This window comes from Gimibacter soli (assembly GCF_028463845.1).
GTDB lineage: Bacteria > Pseudomonadota > Alphaproteobacteria > Sphingomonadales > Kordiimonadaceae > Gimibacter > Gimibacter soli.
This window is the reverse complement of record NZ_CP116805.1, coordinates 60,886-81,755: the sequence shown is the minus strand read 5'-3', so window position 1 is coordinate 81,755 and position 20,870 is coordinate 60,886. Positions and strand designations below refer to the sequence as shown.

At 61.7% G+C, this 20,870-nt stretch carries 22 protein-coding genes; 17 read left to right on the top strand and 5 right to left on the bottom strand.

Going from position 1 to position 20,870, the window contains the following annotated elements:
- Positions 1-35 precede the first annotated feature (35 nt).
- The gene (pdxR, locus tag PH603_RS00345; RefSeq protein ID WP_289503925.1) at positions 36-1,451 is read right to left on the bottom strand and encodes a MocR-like pyridoxine biosynthesis transcription factor PdxR; all 1,416 of its coding nucleotides are present in this window, start codon (positions 1,449-1,451) and stop codon (positions 36-38) included.
- A gap of 116 nt (positions 1,452-1,567) precedes the next feature.
- Here pdxR and PH603_RS00340 point away from each other — a divergent pair, with 116 nt between their 5' ends.
- Positions 1,568-2,218 (top strand): pyridoxamine 5'-phosphate oxidase family protein, encoded by a 651-nt coding sequence (locus PH603_RS00340; protein ID WP_289503924.1) that lies wholly within the window; start codon positions 1,568-1,570, stop codon positions 2,216-2,218.
- Here PH603_RS00340 and PH603_RS00335 read toward each other — a convergent pair whose 3' ends face one another.
- Together PH603_RS00335 and PH603_RS00330 are read right to left on the bottom strand one after the other, a co-directional pair.
- Positions 2,219-3,112 carry a DMT family transporter gene (locus PH603_RS00335; protein WP_289503923.1) on the bottom strand — a complete coding sequence of 298 codons (894 nt, stop codon included), beginning with the start codon at positions 3,110-3,112 and terminating at the stop codon, positions 2,219-2,221.
- Between the two features lie 90 nt (positions 3,113-3,202).
- The gene (locus PH603_RS00330) at positions 3,203-4,114 is read right to left on the bottom strand and encodes a DMT family transporter (RefSeq protein ID WP_289503922.1); all 912 of its coding nucleotides are present in this window, start codon (positions 4,112-4,114) and stop codon (positions 3,203-3,205) included.
- Positions 4,115-4,257: 143 nt separating this feature from the next.
- Here PH603_RS00330 and PH603_RS00325 point away from each other — a divergent pair, with 143 nt between their 5' ends.
- Positions 4,258-4,731: an Lrp/AsnC family transcriptional regulator gene (locus tag PH603_RS00325; RefSeq protein ID WP_289503921.1), complete on the top strand. Its 474-nt coding sequence runs from the start codon at positions 4,258-4,260 to the stop codon at positions 4,729-4,731.
- On the opposite strand, the gene PH603_RS00320 is transcribed toward PH603_RS00325, so the two are convergent.
- Entirely contained in the window at positions 4,728-5,243 is a 516-nt protein-coding gene (locus tag PH603_RS00320) for a J domain-containing protein (RefSeq protein ID WP_289503920.1), read from the bottom strand. The genes PH603_RS00325 and PH603_RS00320 overlap by 4 nt on opposite strands.
- 93 nt (positions 5,244-5,336) lie before the next feature.
- Between PH603_RS00320 and PH603_RS00315 the strand changes: the two genes are divergently transcribed.
- Genes PH603_RS00315 through PH603_RS00305 form a run of 3 tightly spaced genes read left to right on the top strand, consistent with a single transcriptional unit; the run spans position 5,337 to position 7,073 of the window.
- Positions 5,337-6,008, top strand: a complete 672-nt coding sequence (locus tag PH603_RS00315; RefSeq protein WP_289503919.1) for a DNA-3-methyladenine glycosylase I — start codon at positions 5,337-5,339, stop codon at positions 6,006-6,008.
- A 28-nt stretch (positions 6,009-6,036) separates the two neighbouring features.
- Complete coding sequence (locus PH603_RS00310; protein WP_289503918.1) at positions 6,037-6,474, top strand: tellurite resistance TerB family protein; 438 nt, start codon at positions 6,037-6,039, stop codon at positions 6,472-6,474.
- Positions 6,475-6,479: 5 nt separating this feature from the next.
- Positions 6,480-7,073, top strand: a complete 594-nt coding sequence (locus PH603_RS00305; protein WP_289503917.1) for a hypothetical protein — start codon at positions 6,480-6,482, stop codon at positions 7,071-7,073.
- Between the two features lie 55 nt (positions 7,074-7,128).
- On the opposite strand, the gene PH603_RS00300 is transcribed toward PH603_RS00305, so the two are convergent.
- Positions 7,129-8,733 carry a phosphoenolpyruvate carboxykinase gene (locus PH603_RS00300; RefSeq protein ID WP_289503916.1) on the bottom strand — a complete coding sequence of 535 codons (1,605 nt, stop codon included), beginning with the start codon at positions 8,731-8,733 and terminating at the stop codon, positions 7,129-7,131.
- Between the two features lie 328 nt (positions 8,734-9,061).
- Between PH603_RS00300 and PH603_RS00295 the strand changes: the two genes are divergently transcribed.
- The 12 genes from PH603_RS00295 to PH603_RS00240 all read left to right on the top strand — a co-directional run bounded on the left by PH603_RS00295 (position 9,062) and on the right by PH603_RS00240 (position 20,870).
- On the top strand, positions 9,062-9,775 hold the full coding sequence (locus PH603_RS00295; RefSeq protein WP_289503915.1) for a response regulator transcription factor: 714 nt from the start codon (positions 9,062-9,064) through the stop codon (positions 9,773-9,775).
- An 8-nt stretch (positions 9,776-9,783) separates the two neighbouring features.
- A complete protein-coding gene (locus PH603_RS00290) occupies positions 9,784-11,448 on the top strand; it encodes a stimulus-sensing domain-containing protein (RefSeq protein WP_289503914.1) in 1,665 nt (554 codons plus the stop codon).
- A complete protein-coding gene (locus PH603_RS00285; protein WP_289503913.1) occupies positions 11,445-11,909 on the top strand; it encodes an HPr kinase/phosphorylase in 465 nt (154 codons plus the stop codon). Before PH603_RS00290 ends, PH603_RS00285 begins: the two co-directional genes overlap by 4 nt.
- Complete coding sequence (gene rapZ, locus PH603_RS00280; RefSeq protein ID WP_289503912.1) at positions 11,906-12,781, top strand: RNase adapter RapZ; 876 nt, start codon at positions 11,906-11,908, stop codon at positions 12,779-12,781. Before PH603_RS00285 ends, rapZ begins: the two co-directional genes overlap by 4 nt.
- Before the next feature lie 81 nt (positions 12,782-12,862).
- Positions 12,863-13,261: a PTS sugar transporter subunit IIA gene (locus PH603_RS00275; protein WP_289503911.1), complete on the top strand. Its 399-nt coding sequence runs from the start codon at positions 12,863-12,865 to the stop codon at positions 13,259-13,261.
- 24 nt (positions 13,262-13,285) lie between these two features.
- Positions 13,286-13,558 carry an HPr family phosphocarrier protein gene (locus tag PH603_RS00270; protein WP_289503910.1) on the top strand — a complete coding sequence of 91 codons (273 nt, stop codon included), beginning with the start codon at positions 13,286-13,288 and terminating at the stop codon, positions 13,556-13,558.
- Between the two features lie 286 nt (positions 13,559-13,844).
- Complete coding sequence (locus PH603_RS00265) at positions 13,845-14,528, top strand: PEPxxWA-CTERM sorting domain-containing protein (protein WP_289503909.1); 684 nt, start codon at positions 13,845-13,847, stop codon at positions 14,526-14,528.
- Positions 14,529-14,698: 170 nt separating this feature from the next.
- A complete protein-coding gene (gene ahcY, locus PH603_RS00260) occupies positions 14,699-15,985 on the top strand; it encodes an adenosylhomocysteinase (protein WP_289503908.1) in 1,287 nt (428 codons plus the stop codon).
- 29 nt (positions 15,986-16,014) lie between these two features.
- Positions 16,015-17,193 (top strand): methionine adenosyltransferase, encoded by a 1,179-nt coding sequence (metK, locus tag PH603_RS00255; protein WP_289503907.1) that lies wholly within the window; start codon positions 16,015-16,017, stop codon positions 17,191-17,193.
- Positions 17,194-17,302: 109 nt separating this feature from the next.
- Positions 17,303-19,660, top strand: coding sequence for a PAS domain-containing sensor histidine kinase (locus PH603_RS00250; protein ID WP_289503906.1), 2,358 nt, complete (start codon positions 17,303-17,305; stop codon positions 19,658-19,660).
- A complete protein-coding gene (tsaE, locus tag PH603_RS00245) occupies positions 19,657-20,139 on the top strand; it encodes a tRNA (adenosine(37)-N6)-threonylcarbamoyltransferase complex ATPase subunit type 1 TsaE (protein WP_289503905.1) in 483 nt (160 codons plus the stop codon). Before PH603_RS00250 ends, tsaE begins: the two co-directional genes overlap by 4 nt.
- The gene (locus PH603_RS00240) at positions 20,136-20,870 is read left to right on the top strand and encodes a nucleotidyltransferase family protein (protein WP_289503904.1); all 735 of its coding nucleotides are present in this window, start codon (positions 20,136-20,138) and stop codon (positions 20,868-20,870) included. Before tsaE ends, PH603_RS00240 begins: the two co-directional genes overlap by 4 nt.

Genomic DNA, 20,870 nt, shown 5'->3' with positions numbered 1-20,870 from the left:
TTCTTTAGCCTAACCTATGGTGCGGCCTTTGAAAATCAGAGATTGCCCGCGGCCAGTGCTGCCGCAAACCTGGCAAGGCGCGCCTCCACCTCGCCGGGCGGAATATCGGCAAAGCCCATGAGCAGCCCCTGCCGGGGCGTGGCTGCGCGGTAGGTGACCGACAGGGGGGCGGCACCGATCCCGGCATCAAGAGCGAGGCGGGCCAAGGTGCGGTCGTCGGGGAAGCTGCCGGTTGCGGGCTCTGCAATCAGGTGAAGGCCGGCGTCTCCCCCCGAAAGGCGGAAGCGGTCGCCAAGGGCGGCGCGAAAGGCACTGATGAAAGCTTCTGCCCGGTCGCGGTGTGCCATGCGCAGGCGACGCATGTGGCGGGCGAAGTGCCCTTCGCCGATGAAATCGACAAGCGGCAACTGGCTCGCAAGCGGCGGGAAGCTATCAAACGCATGGCGTAGTTTCAGGAACGGGTCGACAAGCCGGTCGGGCAGGACAAGCCACGCGATGCGTGCAGCGGGAAACAGGGCTTTTGAAGAGCCGCCGGTGTAAAGCACGTGGCCCGAAGGGTCGAGGCCCTGCAGCGATGGCTGGGCCTTGCCTTCATAGCGAAATTCGCTGTCGTAATCGTCTTCAAGGATGTGAAAGCCGTGCTCGCTTGCCGCCTGCACCCAAGCGATGCGGCGGGCGAGTGGCATGGTGAGCCCAAGCGGATATTGCCGCGACGGGCTGAGGACGGTGAGGGCTGGGGCGGGCGCTGACGGCGGCACGGCACCATCCCTGTCGACGGTGATGGAAGCTACGGGTCGCCCAAGCGCTTCCACCGTTTCCACAAGGCCGGGATAACCCGGGTCCTCGATCCCCACACCGGTAGCGCGGTCAGGCATCAGGAGATGGGCAAGAAGCGACAGCGCCTGTTGCACGCCCGACAGGATCACCACTTGCCCGGCCTCAGTACGAACATCGCGGGTGACGCGCAGATAATGGGCCACAGCCTCGCGGAGCGGCGGCAGGCCAGCGACATCGCGGCAGGACAGGAGCGCCGGGCCGGCGCGTCGCCATGCCCGTGCGGTCAGCCGAGCGAACAGATCGCGCGGGAACAGGTCAAGCGCGGGTTGTCCGCTGGAGACGGGCAGATTGGGGAGCGCAGCAGTCTTTGCTGGATGGGCGGGCGCCGGGTCATGGTTGAGCGGCGCGTCCGGCAGGTCGGCGGCGACATAATGGCCGCTGCCGCCGCGCGCAGTGAGATAGCCTTCCGAGGTCAGCGCTTCATAGGCGAGGCTCACCGTATTGCGACCGAGCGACAGGCTTTTCGCCAGAAGCCGAGTCGCGGGCAGGCGCTCGCGGGGCCGCAGACGACCGGCAAGAATCGCTTCGCGAATCGCCCGGTGCAGCCGCGCCTGCAGGGTACCCGGCTGGTCACCCCGAAGGGACAGGAGAAGACTGTCGGTCAGGCTAGCCATGGTGCGCGCATCCCAAAATTGGCCCCATCATATTAAAGGATGTGGTTCTTTTAAAGGAGCCAATAGTGGGGCATCAGTCGGGGCAGATAATCGTCCCCATGAAGAGACCCGAGATCATGACAGCAGAATTCAAGAAATCCGACCGTTCCCGCGTGCGGCGCGGGTTGAAACGTGCCCGTTACGATACCGAAACGGTTTATGCGATCCTCGATAGCCATATCCTCTGCCATGTGGGTTTCAGCGTGAATGGCCAGCCGCATGTGATCCCGACCAGCCACTGGCGTGAAGGCAACCGGCTTTACTGGCATGGCTCGTCGGCAAGCGGCATGGTGCGGCACCTGTCGGCAGGCAACCCGGCCTGTGTGACCGTTTCGCAGCTTGACGGGCTCGTGCTTGCCCGGTCGGGTTTCTCGACAAGTGTCAATTACCGGTCGGTCATGTGCTACGGCGTGCCGGAACTGGTGACGGACGAGGCCGAGTTCGACCGGCAGATGGAGCTTTTCTTCGAGCGCCTCGCCCCCGGCCGCTGGCCGCAGCTCCGCCCGATGACGACGCAGGAGCGCAAGGCCACCGGCATGCTGGTGATGGAGATCGAAGACGCTGCCGCCAAGGTGCGCGCTGCCCCGCCGGGCGACGGCGAGGAGGCCGACTGGCCGGTCTGGGCCGGTGTCGTGCCGCTGGTGCAAAAGCTGCAGGCGCCCGAAGTGGCTCCGGAGGGCGAAGCCGCCCCCCTCAATCACCCGGTGCTACCAACCTTCGGCTGGTGATCAGGCGGCAGCCGGCACGGCCCGGCGCGTGGGGGCAAGGGCTGCGCCCATCCCCGCGAACAGCAGGAGAAGTGCGGCCCATTCGGCCGCACCAGCGGCGCTTTCGGTGAAAAGTGCGGCGAGGATCAGCGTCACGGCTGGCGTTGCGGCATTAAGGACGGATGCGCGGCTTGCCCCGATCAGCGTCACCGACAGGCTGAAGAACAGGAAGGCGATCACGGTCGACAGGAAGCCCTGCCAGCCCGCCTGGAACAGCACGAGGTCGCGGTCGGCGGCCATGATTTCGTCGCCGACCATGGGCCAGAGAGGCGCCAGCATGAGGGCCGACAGGAACGCGAGCCGCGCGGTTGCGGTCAGCGCGTCCACACCCCAGCGCTTCATACAAACGCTATAGATCGCCCAGCCGATACCGGCGAGCGCATAGAGGAATTCGCCTTCAAGCGTTGCGCCGTCGCCCATCACCGGCACGGCAAGCACGCCAAGGCCCAAAAGCATGAGCGCGGCGCCCGCGTAGCGTGCCGGGGTCATGCGGTCGGCAAGTACGATATGCCCGCCGGCCATGCCGCCGATCATGATGAAGGCTGGGATGACAAGCCCCCCATGGCTGGCCGGTGCCCGTGTCAGGCCCTCGATTGCGACCCATGTGTTGGGTGCGCCCGCCATCACGGCGAAAAACAGCCCCATGGCCCAGCCCTTCAGGCTCATGTCGCCGCGGAAAGCGAAGGGCGCGAGGATGGCGCCGGCGACCATATAGCGCAGGAAGGTGACGGCGAGCGGCGACAGGTTCGATCCCACCCCGGCTGCCGTGACAAGAGGCCATGCCCCCCAAAGCGCGATGGCGGTGAGACCAAGGGCAAGGCCCTTGACGAGGTCAGCGCGCGGGATCACGGTCATCGGTGGAACTCCTCGAAAAAACGACCGGTGCAACCGGTGCCGCCAAGCCTATAGCGCGGCCCGGCGGTACGGGGAAGCGGGATTGTTGGCTCAGGCCTTCTGGGCTTCGGCGACGAGCGGTGCCGGCGCCACCTTGCGCACCTTCAGGGCCACCGCCATGCCGCTCACCACAAGCACGAGGCCAAGCCATTCGGCCGGGCGCGGCCAATCGCCAAGGATGACGATGGCGAGGAGAATGGCGAGTGCGGGTGTCAGCGAATTGAGGATCGCGGCGCGCCCGGCCCCGAGGACGGAGACGGCCTTTCCGAACAGCACACCGGCAACAATTGATGACATCACGCCTTGCCACACAGCCTGCAGCAGCACGTCACCAAGGGGTGCCGCACTCAGGGGCTCGATGGCGTCGGGCAGGAAGGGCAGGAGGACAATGAGCGACAGGACGGAAATCCGTGCCGTCGCGGTCAGCGGATCGAGCTTCCAGTATTTGAGGAGCACCGTATAGCTTGCCCACAGCATCCCGCCGACGATGAAGAGGGCATCACCCTGCAGCGCCAGCCCGTCGCCCATACGGGCCGTGGCAATGGCACCGATCCCGGCGATGATGATGGCAGCACCCATCGCCCGGTTGGTGGTCAGCCGGTCACCCAGGAGGAAATGGCTGCCAAGAAGGCTGAAGACAAGAACCCCCGAAGGGATGATCAGGCCGCCGTGGGCCGCAGGCGCAAGGCCCACACCGTTCGACACGATGAAGGTATAGCCGGCGCCGGCGATGAAGGTGAGAACGAGCGAGCGGCCCCAGTCCGTGCGCGTCATCCGGCCCCGGAAGGCGAAGGGCAGCAGCAACAGGCCCGAGACAAGGAAGCGGAGGATCGTCACCAGATCGGCCGGTACGGTGCCGGTGACGCCAATCGAGGTGACAATCGGCCATGCGCCCCAGATGGTGGCGGCAGTCAGGCCATAGGTCATCGCCCGGGCGGTATCGGGCGCCCCATTCTCAACCATGAAAACTCTCCTCGCGTGTCGTGATGTGATTTTGTCATTGCTTGCATGATATGCCAATCTCGCGCGATGAATCTTCGCGCATTTTGTGAATTCATGATAAAATCAGTCGTGATTTACGAACATCCCGAGGAAAAAATCCGCATATGACCGAAATCGATACGTTTGACGTCAAGATCCTTGCGCTGCTGCAGGCCAACAGCCGCCAGACCGCAGAGACGATCAGCGCCGAGGTCGGCCTGTCGCCGGCGGCCTGCCAGCGGCGGATCAAGCGGCTGCGCGAGGAAGGCGTGATTGCCAAGGAAATTGCTATCCTCAACCCGAAGGCGGTCGGCGGGCGCACCACCCTGATCGTGCAGGTGAATTTTTCCTACGGCTGCACCCAGTCGATCGATTCGTTCCGCGAGCAGATGCTGCAGGTGCCGGAAGTCCAGCAGGGCTATTATGTCACCGGCGAGTATGATTTCGTGCTGATCATGACCGTAAAGGATATGCTGGATTACGACCGCATCACGCGCGAGCTGTTCTTCACCAACCCTTCGGTCGGGCGGTTCCAGACGATTGTGGCGATTGATACATTCAAGTCGGGCTTCACTATCCCGCTCGGGACACCCGCCTAGAAATCCAGCTTGCGGCGCAGGGTCTCGTAAGCCGTCTGCACGGCATGGAAGCGCTCGGCGGCTTCGGGGTCACCCGGGTTGGCATCGGGGTGCCAGACTTTGGCGAGTTTCCGATACTGCTTCTTGATCATCTCCGGCCCGGCATCGCTGTCGACCTCAAGCGTATCGAAGGCGCGGGCCTCTGCGGAGGTGAAGCCGTCTTCATCCACGGCCCCGCCCCATTCGAACGGATTGGCCTGCGAAAAGGCGTCGGAGGAGGCATCTTCATGCATGTAGCGCCGGGCTTCCTCGTCGCTCATGCCCTGAAAGAAATTCCAGTTCCGGTTATATTCGGCGGCATGTTCGCGGCAGAAATACCAGCGTTCCGGCGAGGACGGCGACTTGGGCGCGGGGTGCGAGCCCTTTTCGGAACAGCCCGCATAATCGCACATGCGGACGGGTTCGGCCTCCTTGTCGCGGCCGTACTCGCCCCAGCGGGGAAATCCGAAGCTTTTGATATAGTCGTTCGCCATGATGCCAGTATAACCGGGTAATAATGCCTTGTCGTTACCGGGGCGGCACGCCCAAGGCAAGTCACATATATACGATGGACGAGGGGAAATACCATGCGGAGCTTCGATCAAATCTGGGCGATTGCCGCCAAACGCAAGGGCGGGGACGCTGCGCTGGCGGCCAAGATGCCCGAGATAAAAACCGCAGATGAACTGGCCGCCACACCGGATGACCGCATCCTTGCCGCCATGACCCGCGCTGTATTCTCGGCAGGTTTCAGTTGGCAGGTGATCGAGCACAAATGGCCGGGGTTCGAGGAAGCTTTCGAAGGCTTCAATCCGGTACGCTGCATGTTTCTGGATGATGATGACCTCGGCCGGCTGGTGTCGGACACGCGAATCGTACGGAACGGGGTGAAGATCAGAAGTGTCAGGGAAAATGCCGCTTTCCTTTGCGCGCTTGCGGACGAGCACGGCAGTGCCGCCCGCGCGATTGCCGATTGGCCGGGCAGCGATTTCATGGGGCTTCTGGATATGATCAAAAAGCGCGCCTCGCGGCTTGGCGGCACCAGCGGCCAGTATTTCCTGCGCTTCATCGGCAAGGATGGCTTTGTGCTTGGCCGCGATGTGGTGGCGGCCCTTGTGCGCGAAGGCGTGGTCGACAAGGAGCCGACCTCGAAGGCGGCCAAGAAGGCGGTTCAGGACGCGTTCAACACATGGGCGGTGGAATCCGGCCGTCCGCTCGCCCATATCTCCCGTGTGCTCGCCATGAGCATCGACGCCTGAGACCCATAACAGAAGGAGAGCAATCCCCATGTTTGCCCGCGTCAGCGAATTCCTCGGCCTCAAGGCCGGAAAATCTACCCCCGAGGACGAGCTCGCCCTCGCCACCGCCGCCCTTCTGGTGCAGGTGTCGAAAGCGGACGGCGATTTCAGCGCCGCCGAGCGTGCCACGCTCCTGAAGGCGCTGACCGACCGCTTCGGGATCGATGCCTGGTCGGCTGGCGAAATCCTCACCCGCGCCGAAGCGCGCGAGGCAGAAGCAACCAGCCTTTACGAATTCACCCGCACGCTCGCCCGCGAGCTGGATCAGGACGAACGGCAGGAAATCGTGCGGCTGCTGTGGCAGGTGGCCCTCGCCGACGACAGCCTCGACAATTTCGAGGCCAATGCGCTGGCCAAAATCGCCGGGCTATTGGGTGTGACGCCGGAGGACCGTGTACGGATCAAGCATGAAGTGATGGGGAAATAGAAAGCATGTTGCGACTTAACAACCGCGGGCAAAAGCGGTGCTGGAAATCAACAGGTGCCTCGGTCATCGCTGCGGTAATATTGCATGTTTGTACACCGCTTTCAGTGGCGGCGGCGGAACCCGTCGAAACGAAGCAATATTCTTACTACGATGCACTTGGATATTCTGTCGTTAGGTTTGTGGTCTCAGGGGAAATGCCGAAAACGGTTAGAGCCGGCATGTTTCCCGATTTTGCCCGGAAGGGGACGCTTTCTGAGTGCGTTTCAGGGCTTATGTGCTTGGATGTCCCAGGTGTTATAAAGCTTCATATTCCTTCCCGGCCAGCAGCACTTGAAGCCAACTCTAGATGGGAAGTTGATGGGTATACTTATCGGTCGAAGGCTGTGTTCGCGAAGCAGGATGGCGACATGGAATTCCTGATTGAGCAGTATGATGCGAATGGAAGCAATACGATGTCACTTCGATATTCCTATTCAACCGGGATCAAGTTTCTGCTGTTTAACTCCTTGTGGATGTGTGATCCGGAGGAAGGAAAGAAGGATCCGACTGAATGCATTGATGTTTTGATGCCCGATGGAGATGGCTTGTTGCTACAATAAAAAACGGGGCCGCTTGGGCCCCGTTTCGCATTCTTCGATTGTTCGTCCGTCAGCCTTAAGCGGCGCTCGGCGCGGCGGCTTTTACCTGATCGTCGACATGGGCGACGAAGGTTTCGAAGTTTTCGATGAACAGGCCAACGAGATGTTTGGCCTTCGCGTCATAGGCGGCCTTGTCGGCCCAGGTGTCGCGCGGGTTCAGGATCGTGGTGTCAACGCCCGGTACGTCGGTCGGTACTTCGAAGCCGAAGAAGGGGTCGATCCGCATCGGGGCGCTGTTCAGGCTGCCGTCGAGGGCCGCGTGCAGGAGGGCACGGGTCACCTTGATCGGCATGCGGTGGCCGGTGCCATATACGCCGCCTGTCCAGCCGGTATTCACCAGCCAGCAATTCACGCCGCCCTCGGCGATCTTCTTGCGCAGAAGATTGCCGTAAACGCTCGGATGGCGGGGCATGAAGGGGGCGCCGAAACAGGTGGAGAAGGTCGCCTGCGGCTCCTTCACGCCGATTTCGGTGCCGGCAACCTTGGCGGTGTAGCCCGACAGGAAGTGATACATGGCTTGCTCAGGCGTCAGCCGCGCGATCGGGGGCAGCACGCCGAAGGCATCGGCCGTCAGCATGATGATATTCTTCGGCAGGCCGCCGCGGTTTTCCGCCGAGGTGTTCGGGATGAAATGGATGGGGTAGGCGCCGCGGGTATTCTCGGCGAGGCTATTGTCATCCAGATCCAGCGTACGGGTGGCGTCATCCATCACCACGTTTTCCAGCACAGTGCCGAAACGCTTGGTGGTGGCATAGATCTCGGGCTCGGCCTCGGGGTCCAGCCGGATCATCTTGGCGTAGCAGCCGCCTTCGAAGTTGAAGACGCTGTCGTCCGACCAGCCATGCTCGTCATCACCGATCAGCGTACGGCTGCTGTCGGCGGAAAGGGTCGTCTTGCCGGTGCCGGAAAGGCCGAAGAAGATGGCAACGTCGCCCTCGGGGCCGATGTTGGCCGAGCAGTGCATGGGCATGACGCCGGCTTCGGGCAGCAGGTAGTTGAGGATCGAGAAGACGGATTTCTTGTTCTCGCCCGCATATTCGGTGCCGCCGATCAGGATGATCTTTTTGGTGAAGTTCACCGCGATCACGGTTTCGCTGCGGCAGCCGTGGGTGGCCGGGTCTGCCTTGAAGGTCGGCAGGTTGATGATGGTGAACTCGGGGCGGAAGGTCTTGCGTTCCTCATCCGTCGGGACGATCAGCATGGTGCGGCAGAAAAGGCTGTGCCACGCCAGCTCGCCAATCGTGCGGACCGAAACCTGATGGTTCTTGTCGGAGCCGCCGAACAGGTCCTGGATGAACAGTTCCTTGCCTTTCATATGCTGCAGGAATGCTGCATGCAGGGCATCGAAAGCCTCGGGGGTCATCGGGCGATTGGTATCACCCCACCAGACGGTGTTTTCGGTGCCGGCATCGCGGACGGTGAATTTGTCCTTGGCCGAGCGACCGGTATGTTTGCCAGTTTTCACCACGAGGGCGCCGCCATCGGCAATCTTGCCTTCGCCGCGGCGAATGGCTTCCTCGTAAAGTTCTGGCGTGTTCAGGTTCCAATATTGGGTTTGAACGCCGGTGATGCCATGGGCATCAAGGCCGACGCTGCTGAGGCAGGCGCCTTTGACTTGCACGGTCGATTTCTCCAACTGACTTTGGGGCCACAAGTTATATTGTTTCCATCCCGCTTAGCCGCCTATTTCCTAGGTTGGTACGGAATTGGTATTATCCGGTCTCTGCCGGTTGGGGCCAAACTGTATGAAATGCCCCGATTGGTCAACCTGATTCTTCTGCAGGCAGGCGGGCCAAGCCTTTGCAGCATGCCTGTGCCTTTCGAGCGCCACGATTTCGTCGTAAATCGGGCTTAACGCCGTGATGGATTCTGGTTTAGGCTGAACCGCTTCGCGGGATTGAGGCCAACACCGACGATTGCCTGCAAGCAGCAAAACAATGGGGGAAGCCATGACAGCTACCATCGCGCTCGTTGACGACGACCGCAACATTCTCACCTCCGTCACCATCGCGCTCGAGGCCGAAGGCTTCCGCGTGCGCACCTACCCGGACGGCCAGAAGGCATGGGAGGCGCTTGCCACCAAGCCGGCTGACCTTGCTGTCCTCGATGTGAAGATGCCGCGCATGGACGGGATGGAGCTTCTGAAAAAGCTTCGTGAAGTGACCGACATGCCGGTGATTTTCCTGACCTCGAAGGACGAGGAAATCGATCAGGTGCTGGGCCTGCGCATGGGGGCCGATGATTATATCGGCAAGCCTTTCTCGCAGCGGCTGCTGATCGAACGCATCCGGTCGCTGTTGCGCCGCTCTGAAATGCGGGCGACCCCGGTGGCGGCAGCGCCTGCCGAAAACCCGAGCGACGAAGTGATGGTGCGCGGGCGCCTGACGCTCGATCCGCTGCGGCACCGTGTGCTCTGGAACGGCCATGACGTGACGCTGACGGTTACCGAATTCATGATCCTGCAGACGCTGGCCCAGCATCCGGGCCATGTGAAAAGCCGCGATCAGCTGATGGACGCCGCCTATTCGGACGACGTTTATGTGGACGACCGCACGATCGACAGCCATATCAAACGCCTGCGGCGCAAGTTCCGGCAGGCCGATGACGAGTTCGACGGGATCGAAACCCTGTATGGTGTCGGCTATCGCTTCAAGGAAAGTTGAGAGGCAGCGTGGCGCGAACGAGGGGCGAAAATGATGGCGGGCTGAAAGCGACCCGGCCGGACAGCGAGGCTGTCAGGCCGCGGCACTATACGCGCGGCATTTCGCCCCTTATGGTCCGCATTCTGGCGGTCAATGCGCTCGCTATCTTTACGCTTGTCGGCGGTATCCTTTACCTCAACCAGTTCCGAACCTCGCTCATTCACGACCGCCGCCTTGCGCTTGAAGTGCAGGCCCAGATCATCGCCGCTGCCCTTGGCGAATCGGCGAGTGCGGGGCCGGAGGCAACCGAGATCGACTTGCCGCCGGCGCGGCAGATTCTCTCCCGCCTTGTCAGCCCCACCGATATCAGGGCGCGGCTTTTTGGCGTGTCGGGCTCGATGATCGCCGACAGCCGCCTGATCGCCGGCGAAAAGCGCGTCTATGCCGAGCCCCTGCCGCGGCTCGATAGCGAAACGCCGCTGTCGCAGCGGGCCGAAGCGGTGCTGAGAAAAGGCCTCGAATATGTCTCGCCCCGGCCGCTTGCTCCCCCTTATATTGACAAGCCGGGCCTCAGGGCCGCTGACCTGATCGAGGTGATGTCGGCCCTTGAAGGCGAACCGATGAGCCAGGTGCGCCAGCGCGAGGACGGCGGCTATGCGATCAATGTGGCGATGCCGGTGCAGCGCTTCCGCCGCGTGCTGGGTGCGCTGCTCCTGACCGCGCAGACCGACGATATCGAACGCATCGTGCAATCCGAACAGATGCTGATCGTGCAGATTTCATCTGCGGCCTTTGTCCTGACGATCCTCTTGTCGTTGTTTCTGGGGCAGGCGCTGGTGCGGCCCATCCGGGTGCTGGCCCGTGCGGCGGAACGGGTGCGCGGCGCCATCGGGCGCGAGGAAAATATTCCTGAATTTGCCGACCGCAAGGACGAGATCGGCGACCTTTCCCGCTCGCTTTCCGACATGACCCGCGCGCTTTACAACCAGATCGATGCGGTGGAAAGCTTCGCGGCGGACGTGGCGCACGAGCTGAAAAACCCGCTGTCCTCGATGCGGTCGGCGCTCGAGACCATGAAGCGCACCGACAGGCCTGACCTGCATGAACGCCTTCTGGGCATCATCGCCGAAGACGTGCAGCGGCTGGACCGCCTGATCAGCGATATCTCGGATGCCTCGCGCCTCGACGCTGAACTCACACGCGGCGCCATGGAGCCCGTCGATATCGGCACCATGCTGGCCACCATGATCGATGGCTATCGCACCACCGGGGTGGCGCGCGGTGTGAAGATCGCCTTCGATGACCCGGAAGCCGGCGCCTATGTCGTCGATGGTATCGGCGGGCGGCTGGGGCAGGTGTGGCGCAACATCATCGATAACGCGATTTCCTTCAGCCCCGAGGGCGGCACCGTCACCGTCACCCTGGCGCGCGGCGACAAGCGGATCACCACCTATATCTCCGACGAAGGCCCGGGCCTGCCGGAAGGGGCGGAGGAGAAAATCTTCAGCCGCTTCTATTCCGAGCGTCCGTCCGAGGAAGATTTCGGCCGCCATTCGGGCCTTGGCCTTGCCATTTCCAAACAGGTGATCGAAGCCCATAGGGGCCAGATCAGCGCCACCAACCGCACGGATCGCTCCGGCGCGCTTTTCATCATTGATCTGCCCGCCAGCAAAAACGGCGGCACCAAGTCATGACCGATGCCGGGGGCAAGCTTTATCACGCCACACTGATCGCCCGCGATGGCCGCGGGGTGCTGCTGCGTGGTGCCTCCGCCAGCGGCAAGTCCGACCTCGGCCTGCGCCTCATTGATCGCGGCGGCATGCTGGTGGCGGACGATCAGGTCTGGCTGACGGCGGAGGGCGGCAAGCTGACGGGCATGGCGCCGGATCGCCTGCGCGGCCTCATCGAAGTGCGCGGCCTTGGCATCATCAGCCTGCCGGTGACGGCAGTGGCGCCTGTGTCGCTTGTCGTCGATCTTGATCACAGCGCGCGCGTGCCGCGCTTGCCAGCGGCGGAAAAGGTCACCATTCTGGGCGTCGAATTGCCGCGCCTCCGGCTCAATGCGTTCGAGGCGTCGGCACCCATCAAGGTTGAACTGGCGCTCGATGCCCCGGCCCGTATCGGCCAGGAAGGGCATCCGGAGGAGACTTTATGACCAAAGCGGGCGGCCGCCGCCTCGTGATCGTGACCGGGCTTTCGGGCGCCGGCAAATCGATCGCGCTCAATGCGTTCGAAGATCTCGGCTACGAGATTGTCGATAACCTGCCGCTGACGATGATTGAACAGCTGATGGAAGAGCAGGCTTCAGCTGGCGTCAGCGCACCGCTCGCCGTGGGCATTGATGCCCGCACCCTGCATTTCTCGCCCGACGCCTTCGCCGCCCTCGCCGCCCGCTTGCGCGCCAAGGCGGATGTTGATCTGCATGTCCTCTTTCTGGATGCCAGCGACGAAACGCTGGTTCGGCGTTTTTCGGAAACCCGCCGCCGTCACCCGCTGGATGCTGACGGGCGCCTGCCCGAAGCGATCGAGCGCGAACGCGCCCTGATGGCGCCGGTTCTTGAGGGGGTCGACAGCCGCCTCGATACAACGGTGCGCAAGGGGTCGGATACGAAGAAGCTGATCCATGAACGCTTTACCATCGGGGCGGCCGCACAGATGGTGGTCAGCATCATGAGCTTCGGATTCGCGAACGGGGTGCCGCGCGACGCCGATCTCGTGTTTGACGTGCGCTTCCTGCGCAATCCGCATTATGTGCCCGACCTGAAGCCGCAAACCGGCCGCGATCCGGCAGTGGCGGCTTATGTGCGCGCCGACGAGGGCTTTGATGCTTTTGTCGCCAAGGTATCGGACCTTCTGGATTTTCTGCTGCCGCGCTACCGTGACGAGGGGAAGTCCTACCTCACGGTTGCCTTCGGTTGCACCGGCGGTCGACACCGTTCGGTGATGCTCGCAGAAACCTTCGCGGCACGTTTGGAGCTTGACGGGATCGTCGTTCAAGTTCATCACCGGGACACAGCGTTTGCATAACAGTCATGTGAACGAACAAGGGGCGGGCTGCTGTCACGCACCGCCCGGCAGAAACGACGGCTCAGGATCGAGGATGGGCAGATGATCGGTATGGTACTAGTCACCCACGGCAAGCTCGCGGCGGAATTCATCGCGGCTACCGAACATGTGGTGGGCAAGCAGGAAAATATCCGCGGTATCTGCATCGGCCCTGAAGACGATATGGAAGCCCGCCGTGCCGAAATCATGGAAGCCGTCGAGGCCGTCAACACCGGCTCGGGCGTTGTGCTGCTTACCGACATGTTCGGCGGCACGCCTTCGAACCTTGCGATTTCGCTGCTGAAGAAGGGCGAGGTCGAGGTCATCGCCGGGATCAACCTGCCGATGCTGATCAAGCTTGCCACCGTGCGCAGCACGATGCCGCTTGATAATGCCGTTGAAGCCGCCCGCGATGCCGGGATCAAATATATCAACGTGGCCAGCCAGCTTCTGGGTGCCTGACAAGTTTCGGGGAAGGGGAAGCCTGTGGCTGTCGAACGCACACTCGAAATCATCAATATGCGCGGCCTGCATGCACGGGCGAGCGCTGCACTTGCCAAGCTTGCCGGCGAATTCAGCGCGCGAATCAATGTATCGAAAGACGGCACTGAGGTAACGGCCACCTCGATCATGGGCCTGATGATGCTGGGTGCCGCCAAGGGCGACAGTATCGACGTCTCGGCTGACGGCTCCGACGCCGACGATGCGATGAATGCAATCGCTGCGCTTGTTGCCAATCGCTTCGGCGAAGAACGCTGATTTCCGACCTCTAGATACAATCATAAAATACCTGATTCGGTACAGTTTTCTGGGGCAGGTCGAGATTCCCATTTAGGCGATTGCCATTTAGGGTTGTCGCTGATAGATAAAAATTTACTATTTGTTAATACTCAGGCGCATCCGTCAGGCTCTGGCTGTTCCTTTTTGGCTAGCCAGTCAAATCATCGACGAAGCCGGAAAATGCTCCGGCATCACAACGGAACGGAAATCCGGAGCGGAGCTCCGGAGAGGAGAAATTATGTTCAAGGCAGGAATGTGTCGGCGGATGGCAGTCGCGCTGGCATTTGTTATGGGTGGTGCGGGAGCAGCGTCGGCAGCGACACAGACGTTTGTGTTTAGCGGAACCGCTACTTTTGCAACTGAAGCAGTTGCAAATGCGTTTGGCTATGAATTCACCGAAATTGGGGTCTTCAATTTTACAATGAGGTTCGACGATAGCATAGCACCGTCAACTCAATATTCCTCATTTGGTGGTCGTACGACCTCAAAGTACGCGATTGAATCCCTTTCATGGAAAGTTGGCGAAGTTGAATGGTCTCGCCCGATTGATCCGGTGAGCGATAATTTTCGTATCAACGACTATACGCAGGACATTGGAAACAAGGATGGAATATTGATATATTCTGGTCAGAAAAGCCTTGGTGGCGGAATTCTTGTTTACAATACATTGATCGCTGGCCGCGACTCTAGTTTTAACAACTACTCGATAACTGATCTCAGCATGTTCGATTTGTGGGATAGCTTATCGAATGAGTACAGTTACGTTTCAACAAACATCGGCCAAATAAAACTGGACAACATTGGTCTTGCAATGTCGCAGACCGGTGACGGATCTGATGTCGGGGCCCTCCCTGCGCCAGCGGTGCCTGAACCAGCGACTTGGATGATGATGATCATGGGGTTTAGCCTCGCCGGTTTGACGGCCCGTCGTCGACTGGTGCATGCCTAAGGTGATGAAGTTCCGAGCTTTTAAGGGGTGGTTTTGACCGCCCCTTTTTTTTATTTCTGGATGATACGGATCTATATATAAAGAATTCTTTATCTTTTGTCGTTTATTGACGAGGCGGACCCTGCTATAAGCAGGCGCAAATGCCTCCCCATGCCGACTGGAGAAGAAGAATGACCGATTATAAAGTTGCCGATATTGCGCTTGCCGACTGGGGCCGCAAGGAAATCAACATTGCCGAAACCGAGATGCCGGGCCTGATGGCGCTGCGCGACGAGTTCGGTGCGTCGCAGCCGCTGAAAGGCGCGCGCATCGCCGGTTGCCTGCATATGACGATCCAGACCGCCGTGCTGATCGAGACCCTGACCGCGCTTGGCGCGACCGTGCGCTGGTCCAGCTGCAATATCTTCTCGACGCAGGATCATGCCGCCGCCGCGATGGCCGCTGCCGGTGTGCCGGTCTTCGCCTGGAAAGGCGAGACGGAAGAAGAATATGACTGGTGCGTCCACCAGACGATCAAGGGCCCGGACGGCTGGACCCCGAACATGATCCTTGATGACGGCGGCGACCTCACCATCATCATGCACCGCGACTATCCTGAAATCATGAAGGACGTTCGTGGCATTTCGGAAGAAACCACCACGGGCGTGCTGCGCCTTTATGAAATGGCCAAGGCCGGCACCCTTGCCGTTCCCGCCATCAACGTGAACGACAGCGTCACCAAATCGAAGTTCGATAACCTTTATGGCTGCCGTGAAAGCCTTGTGGATGGCATCAAACGCGCGACCGACGTGATGCTGGCCGGCAAGGTGGCCGTAGTTTGCGGTTACGGTGACGTTGGCAAGGGCTGCGCGGAATCGCTGCGCTCGCAAGGTGCACGTGTGACCGTGACCGAGATCGATCCCATCTGCGCGCTGCAGGCCGCGATGGAAGGTTATGACGTCCAGACCATGGAAGACATGGCGCCGAAGGCCGACATTTTCGTCACTGCCACCGGCAACAAGGACATCATCACGGTTGAACATATGCGGGCCATGAAGGACCGCGCGATTGTCTGCAACATCGGCCACTTCGACAGCGAGATTCAGATCGCCGGCCTGAAGAACATGGTCTGGGAAGAAGTGAAGCCGCAGGTGGACGAAGTTGTCTTCCCCGATGGCAAGCGCCTTATCGTTCTCGCCAAGGGCCGCCTTGTGAACCTCGGCTGCGCCACCGGCCACCCGAGCTTCGTGATGTCGGCCAGCTTCACCAACCAGGTGCTGGCGCAGATCGAGCTCTGGAACAATGCCGCGAATTACGACCGCAAGGTCTATGTGCTGCCGAAGCATCTGGACGAAAAGGTTGCCGCCCTCCATCTTGGCAAGCTCGGCGCCAAACTGACGACGCTGACGGCCGATCAGGCCAAATATATCGGCGTTGACGTGGCCGGCCCCTTCAAGGCCGACCAGTATCGCTACTGATTGATCTCTCTGACGGACTAGGTGCCCTGATGCGCGAATATCTTTTCACGAGTGAATCCGTTTCCGAAGGCCATCCCGACAAGGTGGCCGACCGGATTTCGGATGCCATTGTCGACCTTTATCTGGAAGCAGACCCGGAAGCCCGGGTTGCGGCTGAAACCATGGTCACCACCAACCGCATCATCGTGGCGGGCGAGGTGCGCGGGCCTGAAAGCGTGACGCACGACGATATCGAGGGCGTGGCCCGCGATGCCGTGAAGGAAATCGGCTACGATCAGGCCGGCTTCTCGTGGCGTACCGCCGAGTTTTCGAACTTCCTGCATGAACAGTCGGCTGATATCGCCATGGGCGTTGATGCCAATGAGGCTGGTGGCAAGGACGAAGGCGCGGGCGATCAGGGCATCATGTTCGGTTATGCCTGCGACGAGACACCGAGCCTGATGCCGGCGCCTATCGATTATGCCCACAATATCCTGAAGTCGCTGGCAGCTGCCCGTCACGCGGGCGAGGCCGCCGACATGCTGGAGCCGGACGCCAAAAGCCAGGTGACCCTGAAATATGTGGACGGCGTGCCGGTTGGTGCGACGAGTGTTGTGGTATCGACCCAGCACAAGGCAGGCGTCCTCCAGGCCGACCTGAAGGAACTGGTGCGCGGCCATGTGGCAAAGGTCCTGCCCGAAGGCTGGATGCCGCCCGAGGACGAGTTTTATGTGAACCCGACGGGGCAGTTCATCATCGGCGGGCCGGACGGCGACGCTGGCCTCACCGGCCGCAAGATCATTGTGGATACCTATGGCGGCGCTGCCCCGCATGGCGGCGGTGCTTTCTCGGGCAAAGACCCGACCAAGGTGGACCGTTCGGCCGCTTATGCCGCGCGCTATCTGGCGAAAAACGTGGTGGCGGCGGGCCTGGCCGGCAACTGCACCATCCAGCTCGCATACGCTATCGGCGTGTCGAAGCCGCTCGCGGTTTATGTCGATGTCTGGAAAGACGCAAAGGTTGATCCCGCCCGCCTTTCCCAAGTGCTGCAGGAACTGGTGAACCTCAGCCCGCGCGGCATCCGCCAGCATCTGGGCCTCAACCGCCCGATCTATCGCCGCACCTCGGCCTATGGCCATTTCGGCCGCACGCCGACAAACGATGGCGGCTTCTCGTGGGAGCGCCTCGATCTCGTCGAGGCCCTGAAGCGCGAGTTCGGTATTTCCTGACCGGAGAACCCTCACCTCGCCTTGTCATTCGAAGGGCGCTCGCGCTATTGTCGGCACGGGCGCCCTTTTCCATTCAAGGGCCTCATGTTTCGGGGGAAATGGCACCGGCATGGTCGGGTTGGTCGATATTATCACTTATGGCGTCGCAGGCCTCGCCATCGGCGGCTGGCTGCTTGTCGGCCTTTACGCCCTGTGGCGCGCCGGGCGCAGCGCTGACCGGCTGAAATCCCTGCGCGAACTTGCCCAGTTTTTCGATACGATGCTGCGGTCCGATCACCGGCATCCCATCTGGCTGTGGGAAAGCGGACAAGTGGAAATGGCGAGCGACACGCGCGCGCTCCTCGGCTTCGAAACCGCCGTCGGGCATATCGATGAACTGGTCGGCAACGGCGCCATCGGGCTGCCCTTCGATGTAGTAGAGCGCGTGAAGGCCTCCCTGTCGCGCCATATCCCCTTGAAAGGTGCCCTTGTTGCCGAATATGGCCGGGGCCGGTCCCGCCTCGTGATCGAAATGCAGAATCTGGCCCTCGTTGATGAACGCTGGCCCTCGTCGGTCCTCTGGGTCGAGGAAACCCGTAACCGCGCGCTATCGAGCGGATACAAGGGCGTGCGTGCCCTTTCCGTGCGGCTTGAGGAACTGACGACCGCGATCAACGCGCTGCCATGCCCGGTGTGGATCCGCAATGCCGACTTCGAACTTGTTGAAGTGAACGCCGCCTATGTGCGCGCCGTGGATGCAAAAGACGCGAGGAACGTGATCGAAGCCGGACGCGAGCTTTTCGACCGTGCTCGCAGCCGGGGGCTCCTGCGTGCCATCGAGACCGGTCAGCCGACCCGCGAACGCCAGTTCGGTGTGGTTGAAGGCTCGCGCCGGGCTTTTACGGTCAGCCATGTACCGCTTGGGAATGAAGGGCATATCCTTGGCGTCGCACTTGATGTGACGGGCGAGGAAGAGGCACTGGCCGAGCTTGCCCGTGTGCTCGAATCCCAGTCCGAAACGCTGAACCGGCTGCGCAGCCCCGTGGCGATTTTCGGCCCGAACCAGACACTGCGCTTCTTCAACAGCGCCTTCACCCGGCTTGCCCAGATATCGGAAGAAATCCTGTCATCGGACCTCCGCCACGGAGAACTCCTGGAGCTGTTGCGGGAGCGCCGCCGGGTGCCGGAGCAGATCGACTTCCGTCAGTGGAAGGAAGGCATCCTCAAATATTACACCACCCTTCTCGAACCCTTCGAGGAGATGTGGCACCTGCCAGATGGCTCCGCCCACCGGGTGGTGACCCAGCCCCACCCCCTTGGCGGCCTTCTGATCCTCTTTGAAGATGTGACCGACCGGCTGGCGCTTGAGCGGTCCTACAACACGCTTGTCGCCGTGCAGCGTGAAACGCTTGATAACATGCGCGAAAGTGTGGCGGTGTTCGGTGCCGATGGCCGGCTGGAGCTTTCGAACCCGTCCTTCAAGGCGCTGTGGCAGTTGCCGGATATCGCGCTTGAGGGCAATCCGCACCTGACGACCCTTCTGCCACACCTCAACATCACGCCGGGGTTTGACCGCGACAGCGCCAATATCCGTGACGGCCTGCCGATCTGGATTTCCGAGCGCAACCCGCGCACCGGACGCTGGTATCGGGGTGATGGCGTGGTGGTCGATTTCTCGCTGGTGCCGCTCCCTGACGGCGGCATGATGCTCAGCCAGAATGACGTGACCGACAGCTTCCGGATCGAACAGGCACTGCGTGAACGGTCAAACGCGCTCGAAGCCGCTGACCGGCTGAAAAGCGAGTTTATCACCAACATGTCCTACGAGCTGAGGACGCCCCTTAATTCCATCATCGGCTTTTCGGAGCTTTTGGATCAGGAATATTTCGGCAAGCTCAATCCGCAGCAGAAGGACTATATCGGCAATATCCTGCAGGCCTCGGCGCAGCTTCGGGACATGATTTCGGACGTGCTCGATCTCGCCGTGATCGAGGCGGGCGAGATGGATGTCGAATATCTGCAGGTGCCGGTGGCTGAGGCGCTTTCGGATGCCGTCATCATCGCGCGCGATCTGGCGCACCGGGCCAATATCAATGTGGTTCTGGATGTGAAAGCCGACCCTGGCGAGGTGGAGGGCGACCCGCGTCGCCTGAAACAGGCTTTCTACAATATGATCTCGACGCTCGCCGGCTTCACCCCGCACGGCGGCACGCTCACCGTCAGCGCCGAAGACAAGGATGACAAGGTGCTGGTCACTGTCGTGAACCCCGATTGCGGCCTTGCCCTTGATGAGCGCGAAACGCTTGTGATGACCGTCGCCATGGGCGGCGCCCCGCGCGGACGCCGCGCCACGGGGCTTGATCTCGCGCTCGTGCGGCGGATTGTCGAGCTTCACGAAGGCAAGGTGACGCTGACCGCATGGGGCGAACTTGGTGTGCGCCTGATGGTCGAACTGCCCCGCACGCTGACACCCGAGGGCGTCGCATGACCACCCCCTTCCTGATGTTCGAGGCAATCGACGAAGCTTCCATGCAGGCGCTCGCACAGCGGCTTGCGGGCCTCGTGGGCGCGGGGGACCTGATCGCACTTGCGGGTGATCTTGGTGCCGGCAAAAGCACCTTTGCGCGCGCCCTTGTCCGTGCGCTTCTGAAGGAGAATACCGCCGAAGTGCCAAGCCCCACCTTCACGCTGGTGCAGGGGTATGAGCCCGAAGGGGCGCCGGCCATCTATCATGCCGACCTCTACCGCCTGAAGGACCCGGAAGAGATTTACGATCTGGGGCTTGAGGACGCGCGGGACGAAGCCCTTCTGCTGATCGAATGGCCGGACAGGCTGCCTGCCGACTGGCTGGATGACGCGCTTGTACTGCGCCTCACGCTGCCGGAGGAAAGTGCGCGCGGCACCCGCCGGCTGGAATTCTACGGCGCCCCGCGCTGGGATGTGCGGCTCAAGGGGCTTGCCGCATGACCGCTGCGATGATTCTGGCGGCGGGCAAGGGAACGCGGATGGGGGAATTGTCGGTGCGTCTACCGAAGCCCCTGGTGCCAGTTCTTGGCCGCACGCTCCTTGACCGCGCGCTGGACCGGCTGGATGCAATATCGGCTGCCCCGGTGGTCGTGAATGTCCATCATCTGGCGGACCAGATGGAAGCCCATCTCGGCCCCCGTATGGCATCGGGCAGTGTGGTGATCAGCGATGAACGCGATGCGCTCCTAGAAACCGGGGGCGGGGTGAAAAAGGCGCTGCCGCTTCTGGGGCGCGCCCCCTTCCTTGTCATCAACAGCGATGCTTTGTGGCTGGATGCGCCGGGCGAGGAAACCGCCCTCACCACACTTGCCGCCGCGTTCGATCCGGCGCGGATGGACGCGCTGTTGCTGCTGGTCGAGACCGGGGCGGCGCTTGGCTACGAGGGCACCGGCGATTTCTTCGCGGGTGGCGACCCGGCGACACCCGCACTGCTGCGCTTCCGGGGGGAGGCGCCGTCCTCACCCTTCATGTATGGCGGCATCATGATAACCTCGCCCGCGGCCTACGAAGGCACGCCGGACGGCGCATGGTCGAACAGCCAGATGTTCCGCCGGGCAGCCGGGAACGGTCGGCTTTTCGGGCTTTTGCACCGGGGGGACTGGATGCATGTGGGCTCGCCCGAAGGGGTGCGCGACGCCGAGGCGCGGCTGACAGCGCTCGGCCGGGGCTGA

What these genes read in the sequence shown, in the direction of transcription:
- pdxR (WP_289503925.1), bottom strand. Translation starts at nt 1,451, where the DNA reads ATGGCTAGCCTGACCGACAGTCTTCTCCTGTCCCTTCGGGGTGACCAG.
- PH603_RS00340 (WP_289503924.1), top strand. Translation starts at nt 1,568, where the DNA reads ATGACAGCAGAATTCAAGAAATCCGACCGTTCCCGCGTGCGGCGCGGG.
- PH603_RS00335 (WP_289503923.1), bottom strand. Translation starts at nt 3,112, where the DNA reads ATGACCGTGATCCCGCGCGCTGACCTCGTCAAGGGCCTTGCCCTTGGT.
- PH603_RS00330 (WP_289503922.1), bottom strand. Translation starts at nt 4,114, where the DNA reads ATGGTTGAGAATGGGGCGCCCGATACCGCCCGGGCGATGACCTATGGC.
- PH603_RS00325 (WP_289503921.1), top strand. Translation starts at nt 4,258, where the DNA reads ATGACCGAAATCGATACGTTTGACGTCAAGATCCTTGCGCTGCTGCAG.
- PH603_RS00320 (WP_289503920.1), bottom strand. Translation starts at nt 5,243, where the DNA reads ATGGCGAACGACTATATCAAAAGCTTCGGATTTCCCCGCTGGGGCGAG.
- PH603_RS00315 (WP_289503919.1), top strand. Translation starts at nt 5,337, where the DNA reads ATGCGGAGCTTCGATCAAATCTGGGCGATTGCCGCCAAACGCAAGGGC.
- PH603_RS00310 (WP_289503918.1), top strand. Translation starts at nt 6,037, where the DNA reads ATGTTTGCCCGCGTCAGCGAATTCCTCGGCCTCAAGGCCGGAAAATCT.
- PH603_RS00305 (WP_289503917.1), top strand. Translation starts at nt 6,480, where the DNA reads ATGTTGCGACTTAACAACCGCGGGCAAAAGCGGTGCTGGAAATCAACA.
- PH603_RS00295 (WP_289503915.1), top strand. Translation starts at nt 9,062, where the DNA reads ATGACAGCTACCATCGCGCTCGTTGACGACGACCGCAACATTCTCACC.
- PH603_RS00285 (WP_289503913.1), top strand. Translation starts at nt 11,445, where the DNA reads ATGACCGATGCCGGGGGCAAGCTTTATCACGCCACACTGATCGCCCGC.
- rapZ (WP_289503912.1), top strand. Translation starts at nt 11,906, where the DNA reads ATGACCAAAGCGGGCGGCCGCCGCCTCGTGATCGTGACCGGGCTTTCG.
- PH603_RS00275 (WP_289503911.1), top strand. Translation starts at nt 12,863, where the DNA reads ATGATCGGTATGGTACTAGTCACCCACGGCAAGCTCGCGGCGGAATTC.
- PH603_RS00265 (WP_289503909.1), top strand. Translation starts at nt 13,845, where the DNA reads ATGGCAGTCGCGCTGGCATTTGTTATGGGTGGTGCGGGAGCAGCGTCG.
- ahcY (WP_289503908.1), top strand. Translation starts at nt 14,699, where the DNA reads ATGACCGATTATAAAGTTGCCGATATTGCGCTTGCCGACTGGGGCCGC.
- metK (WP_289503907.1), top strand. Translation starts at nt 16,015, where the DNA reads ATGCGCGAATATCTTTTCACGAGTGAATCCGTTTCCGAAGGCCATCCC.
- PH603_RS00250 (WP_289503906.1), top strand. Translation starts at nt 17,303, where the DNA reads ATGGTCGGGTTGGTCGATATTATCACTTATGGCGTCGCAGGCCTCGCC.
- tsaE (WP_289503905.1), top strand. Translation starts at nt 19,657, where the DNA reads ATGACCACCCCCTTCCTGATGTTCGAGGCAATCGACGAAGCTTCCATG.
- PH603_RS00240 (WP_289503904.1), top strand. Translation starts at nt 20,136, where the DNA reads ATGACCGCTGCGATGATTCTGGCGGCGGGCAAGGGAACGCGGATGGGG.